The following is a 5623-nucleotide window of genomic DNA, read 5'->3' as shown; positions in this document are numbered from 1 at the left end:
CGGCTTCCTGCTCCTTGATCATCCCGATGATCTGCGCCTCGGTGAAGCGGCTCTTTCGCATCGTCTGCTCCTTTGCAATTGAGCAAACTCTACATCAGACTGAGGGATCTCGAGGGGGGCAGGTCAAGGGGCCATGCAACGACCGGGGTGGGCACGGTCATCCCGGCTGTCAATCCTGCGCCGTTCATTAGAAATGAAGATGAGCCATGGCGTCGGTGAAACACGGAGGCCCAACCCGTTCAAATGGCCCGACTCAAGGCTCAAGGGAATCCAGATGTTTCCATGTTCAGTCAAAACACCTGTTTTCGATATGTCGATACGAAAATCTGGTGTTCCAACTGAACACAAACACCCCTGATCTACAGAAAGCGAAGCCTTTCTGTTGGAATGCAACATCCAAGGGCAAAGCCACCAAGCTGTTTCCCACGACTGAACATCGCAATTTTTCACCTCGACAATATAGGCAAACGCACCGTTTCAGCGTGGAGAGAGGTGGAGGTGGTCATGTTCAGTACCGGGAAACAGAGGGCAGGAGGGCTATGAGTGCTTCCTCACCACTTCGATCTTTCCTTCGAGCCGGGTTTCGACCATCATCTTCCCCTTCCTTGTAGATCGTTCCGAGCGACAAGGGTTCGGTACATCCACCATCCAAGACCGGCTCATCAGATTACCCCAGTGAAGCCCGCTTGGCCTCAGAACCCTTTGAGATACTCCCCATAGGCGTTCTTCCCGAACATCCGCGCCCGTGCCATCAACCCCTCTCGGTCGATCCAGCCCAGCCCGTAGGCAATCTCGTCGGGGCTGCCGGTCTGCAGTCCCTGCCGCTCTTGCAGCGTGCGCACGAAGTTGCCCGCATCCAGCAGCGAGCCATGCGTGCCGGTGTCGAGCCAAGCATAACCGCGACCCATGGTCTCGACCCGCAACAGACCCTGATCGAGATAGCTTTCGAGCAGCGTAGTAATCTCCAGCTCGCCGCGTGCCGAGGGGCGGATCTCACGGGCACGGGTGGGGGCGGAGGCGTCGAGGAAGTAGAGCCCCGTCACGGCGTAGTTCGAGGGCGGGACCTCGGGCTTCTCGATGATCGAGCGGACTTGGCCCTCGGCGTCGAAATCGACCACGCCATAACGCTCGGGATCGGCGACGTGGTAGCCGAAGACCGTGCCCCCCTCGAGCCGCGCATCGGCCGCCGCAAGCATCGTCGGCAGACCGTGGCCGAAGAAGATGTTGTCGCCCAGAACCATCGCCGACGGCGCCCCCGCGAGGAAATCCTCGGTCAGCAGATAGGCCTGCGCCAGCCCGTCCGGGCTCGGCTGTTCGATGTAGTCGAGCGAGATGCCCCATTGGCTGCCGTCGCCCAGAAGGCGGCGGAACTGGGCCTGATCCTCGGGGGTGGTGATCACCGCGATCTCGCGGATACCGGCCAGCATCAGCACCGAGAGCGGATAGTAGATCATCGGCTTGTCGTAGATCGGCAGGAGCTGCTTCGAGACGCCCATGGTGATCGGGTAGAGCCGGGTGCCCGAGCCTCCGGCGAGAATGATGCCCTTGCGGCGCGGTGCGGTCATGGCGTGGCTTTCAGTTCGGTGAGGACGCGGGCGAGGCCGTCGCGCCAGTCGGGGCGGGTGAGGCCGAAGGCCGATTGCAGGCTATGGCAGTCGAGCCGCGAATTGAGCGGGCGCGGCGCGGGGGTGGGGTAGGCGGCGGTCGGGATATCCTCGATCCGGCAGGGCAGCCCGGCCTGCGTCATGATTTCGGAGGCGAAGCCGGCCCAGCTCGTGTCCGGCGCTCCCGAGAAGTGGTGGATTCCGCTCTTTGCAGGCTCTGCGGCAAGGGTTTCGGCGATCGTCACGCAGGCGCGGGCGATGGCCTCGGCCGGAGTCGGGCCGCCGATCTGGTCGGCCACCACGCGCAGCACGTCGCGCTCCGCCCCGAGCCGCAGCATGGTCTTCACGAAGTTCGCGCCATGCGCCGAGAACACCCAGGATGTGCGCAGCACCGCCCATCCGGCGGGGTTCGCGGCCTTTGCCACGGCCTCCTCGCCCGCGCGCTTGGTCCGGCCATAGGCGCCGAGCGGCGCGGTCGGCGCATCGGGGGCGAAGGGCGTCTCGCCCGCGCCGTCGAAGACGTAGTCGGTCGAGATATGGACGAAGGGCAGCCCCGCCTCCGCCGCAATCTGGGCCACGAGATCGGGCGCGATGCCGTTCACCGCCAGCGCCTCGGCCTCCTGCGTCTCGGCCGCGTCTACGGCGGTCCAGGCGGCGGCGTTGATGATCGCCTGCGCGTGGACTTCGTCCACCAGCTGGCGCACCACATCGGCGGCGGCCTCTGGCTGCGACAGGTCGGCCTCGTCGCGGCCCACGAGGCGGATCTCGTGGCCGTCATTGCCCAAGCGCTCCAACTCGCGCGCGACCTGGCCCGAACGGCCGAGCACCAGAAGCCTCATTGCGCGGCCTGCGCCGTGCCGAGCCTCTGGCCCACGCCCGCGCGCGCCTGCAGGGGCCGCCACCACGCCTCGTTGTCGAGATACCACTGCACGGTGCGCCTGAGCCCCTCCTCGACCGTCACCGAGGGCCGCCAGCCCAGCTCCTCGCGGATGCGGGTCGGGTCGATGGCGTAGCGCGCGTCATGGCCGGGCCGGTCGGCGACGAAGGCGATCTGGTCGGCATAGGGGGCGGCGGCGGGGCGCAGCTCGTCGAGGATGGCGCAGAGCATGCGGACCAGTTCGAGATTGCTGCGCTCGTTCTCGCCGCCGATGTTGTAGCTGCGGCCCACCCGGCCGGTCTCCAGCACCGTGAGCAGCGCGTCGGCGTGATCCTCGACATAGAGCCAGTCGCGGATGTTTTCGCCACGCCCGTAGATCGGCAGCTCCTTGCCCGCGAGCGCGTTCAGGATCACCACCGGGATGAGCTTTTCGGGGAAATGGTAGGGGCCGTAATTGTTCGAGCAGTTGCTGAGCACCACCGGCAGGCCGTAGGTCTCGTGCCACGCCCGCACGAGATGGTCGGAGGCCGCCTTGGAAGCCGAATAGGGCGAGCGCGGGTCATAGGGCGTCGTTTCGGTGAACTTGATCGACCTGTTGGCGGGCAGCGAGCCGAACACCTCGTCGGTCGAGACGTGGTGAAAGCGGAAACCCTCGGGGCGACCCTGCGCCACCCAGAAGGCGCGCGCCGCCTCGAGCATGTTGTAAGTGCCGGTGATGTTGGTCTCGACGAAGTCGCCCGGCCCGTCGATGGACCGGTCGACGTGGCTCTCGGCGGCAAGATGCATCACCGCGTCCGGGGCGTGCGCGGCAAGGATCCGGTCGAGCGCCGCGCGGTCGCGGATGTCGGCCTGCTCGAAGGCATAGAGCGGGCTGTCCGCGACCGAGGCCACGTTGCCCTCGCAGGCGGCATAGGTCAGCGCGTCGAGATTGACGACATGGTGGCCGTGCGAGATGGCGAGCCGCACCACAGCCGAGCCGATGAACCCGGCGCCGCCGGTGACGAGGATCTTCATGCCGGGCGCTCCCATGGCAGCGGTCCCTCGTAGGAAAAGGGGCTGTCAATCTCGTGCAGGCGCGGCGCGCGCGCGTCCTTCTCCGACAGCACCGGCGTGCTCGAAAGCGGCCAGCCGATACCGAGATTCGGGTCGTCCCAAGCGATCCCCGCATCGCAGTCGGGCGCATAATGGTCCGAGCATTTGTAGACGATCTCGGTGTCGGGCTCGAGCGTGACGAAGCCATGCGCGAAGCCTTCGGGCACTAGAAGCTGTCGGCCATTCTCGAAGCTCAACTCCACCCCGACCCAGCAGCCGAAGGAGGGCGAGCCGCGGCGAATGTCGACCGCGACGTCGAACAGCCGCCCGCGCCCGCAGCGCACCAGCTTGGCCTGCGCATGCGGCGGCGCTTGGAAGTGCAGGCCCCTGAGCGTGCCGACCCGCCCCGAAAGCGAGTGGTTGTCCTGTACAAAATCGATATCTATCCCGGCCTGCTCGAGCCGCCCCCGGCTCCAGCTTTCGGAGAAGAACCCGCGCGCGTCGCCGTGCCGGTCGGGCACCAGCACGAGTGTGCCGGGCAGGGAGGTTCGTTCGATCCGCAATGCCGCTATCCTGTCAACTCGTTGCAGGGACTGCTTAGCGGCCGGTGAGCGGATTGTCATTCGTTGCCGCGCAGCCTCGATCAAAGGCGACTTATCCGATCTGGATCTCGGGAGAGCGCGATATGGTTGATTGGTTGTTCTCGTCCCTTTCGAACAACAACAGCGAATATCGTCCTGCTCCGTGGCGGGGTCGGAAGATATAGCTTGACGAGCGCTTGTAGGATCTCGTTTCGCATTTCTTCCCGTTTTTGAGGAGATAAAAGGCGTAGTGGCAGTCCGGAAGACAGCGTGAAGATTCCGCCATGAAGCTTCCGTCGGAAAGCTTTCTGATCACGCATTTCGGCTCTCTTTCGGGGGTTCCCCAGAGAAAGTCGAAGTCCCCTCCCGGGCAATCCTCGATGCGCGAAAGCGTGTCGCGCATGACCTCGCGCGGGGGCATCACGTGGCCCTCGCCCCAGTCGTCGACGATCAGATCGACCTGCGGCGTGGCCTGGCTCCCGCCGGTCCAGCCCAGCCCGCGGCTTTTCAGGAAGGGTTGCAGGTGGGACTCGATGAAGGCGTGGTCGTTGAGGTTCTGCGTGATGATCACCTTGCCGCCGCGACCCGGGCCGGTGTTCTGCGTTATGTCCAGTATCGCCGGGAAGGTTTCCATGGGCTGCCCGGCATTCGCGATCGCGCAGAAATTCTCCACCACGCTGCGGTTGTGATGGTCCACCAGCGTCGTCGCCGGAGCGTTCACGCAGGCAACCGAATTGTCGAACTTCGTGGCATAGAGAAGCGCTGGGAAACCGCCGCCGGAGGACCCTGTAAAGACGACCCGCGTGCTGCCAGTGCGCGCCATCACCTCCACGATGACCGCTTCGACCAGTTCCTGCACGGGATGGTCCCGCGACCCGAGATACCAGCCCAGCATGATCTCGGGCGACAGGAGCATGGTCGGATCGGAGATGAACAGCCGCGACCCCTTGAGGTGCTCCGTGGCCTTTGTCCAAGTGAAAACCGGCAGGACATAGTCGGCACCGGGGGTAAGTGCGGAGTTGAAGCAGACATGAAGCGTCGGCTTGCTGCCTCTCTTGAACATGCAGTCGACCGGCAGATCGCCTTCGATCGTGAAAAGCGCATCGGTGCCCAGATCCACGGTCTCGAGCTCGGACAGGGATGTCACATTCTTAAAATCACCCCAGCGGGTCGTGTCTCTCTGACGCAAATCGTCTCACCTGTGCCGAGGGTTCCGGTTGCCCTAGATAGGCCGAACGGCAAGAACAGCGCAAGGAGACGGATTTATTCAGAAAACCGATTTATTCCAAATATATGGAATGATTTATTTGCGGAGAGACGTCAAAAAGTCCGACCCGGCAGGACGGTTTTCTGCTTGTCTCTTCGGGCTCTGTATCCGATGAGCGGCTTGTATCGATGCTTGGAAGTTGGTTGCGGGAGCAGGATTTGAACCTGCGACCTTCAGGTTATGAGCCTGACGAGCTACCGGGCTGCTCCATCCCGCGCCATTTGTTTGGCCTATCGCCCGGAGGGCTGCTTGAGGCCGAATG

5 protein-coding genes and 1 tRNA gene are annotated in these 5623 nt (G+C 64.0%); all 6 read right to left on the bottom strand.

Features of this window, described 5'->3' with window-relative positions; genetic code table 11:
• Positions 1 to 692: 692 nt before the first annotated feature.
• The 6 genes from rfbA to ACJASC_RS17390 all read right to left on the bottom strand — a co-directional run bounded on the left by rfbA (position 693) and on the right by ACJASC_RS17390 (position 5578).
• On the bottom strand, positions 693 to 1565 hold the full coding sequence (rfbA, locus tag ACJASC_RS17415) for a glucose-1-phosphate thymidylyltransferase RfbA (protein ID WP_415147119.1): 873 nt from the start codon (positions 1563 to 1565) through the stop codon (positions 693 to 695).
• Positions 1562 to 2443 (bottom strand): dTDP-4-dehydrorhamnose reductase, encoded by an 882-nt coding sequence (gene rfbD, locus ACJASC_RS17410; RefSeq protein WP_415147118.1) that lies wholly within the window; start codon positions 2441 to 2443, stop codon positions 1562 to 1564. The genes rfbA and rfbD overlap by 4 nt, the downstream gene beginning before the upstream one ends.
• A complete protein-coding gene (gene rfbB, locus ACJASC_RS17405) occupies positions 2440 to 3495 on the bottom strand; it encodes a dTDP-glucose 4,6-dehydratase (RefSeq protein WP_415147117.1) in 1056 nt (351 codons plus the stop codon). Before rfbB ends, rfbD begins: the two co-directional genes overlap by 4 nt.
• Entirely contained in the window at positions 3492 to 4076 is a 585-nt protein-coding gene (rfbC, locus tag ACJASC_RS17400; RefSeq protein ID WP_415147116.1) for a dTDP-4-dehydrorhamnose 3,5-epimerase, read from the bottom strand. Before rfbC ends, rfbB begins: the two co-directional genes overlap by 4 nt.
• Before the next feature lie 91 nt (positions 4077 to 4167).
• Complete coding sequence (locus ACJASC_RS17395) at positions 4168 to 5214, bottom strand: hypothetical protein (RefSeq protein ID WP_415147115.1); 1047 nt, start codon at positions 5212 to 5214, stop codon at positions 4168 to 4170.
• A gap of 287 nt (positions 5215 to 5501) precedes the next feature.
• Positions 5502 to 5578 (bottom strand) — tRNA-Met (locus ACJASC_RS17390).
• Positions 5579 to 5623 lie beyond the last annotated feature (45 nt).

This window comes from Limimaricola cinnabarinus, assembly GCF_047631075.1.
Classification (GTDB): domain Bacteria; phylum Pseudomonadota; class Alphaproteobacteria; order Rhodobacterales; family Rhodobacteraceae; genus Limimaricola; species Limimaricola cinnabarinus.
This window is presented reverse-complemented; position numbering and strand designations above follow the sequence as displayed.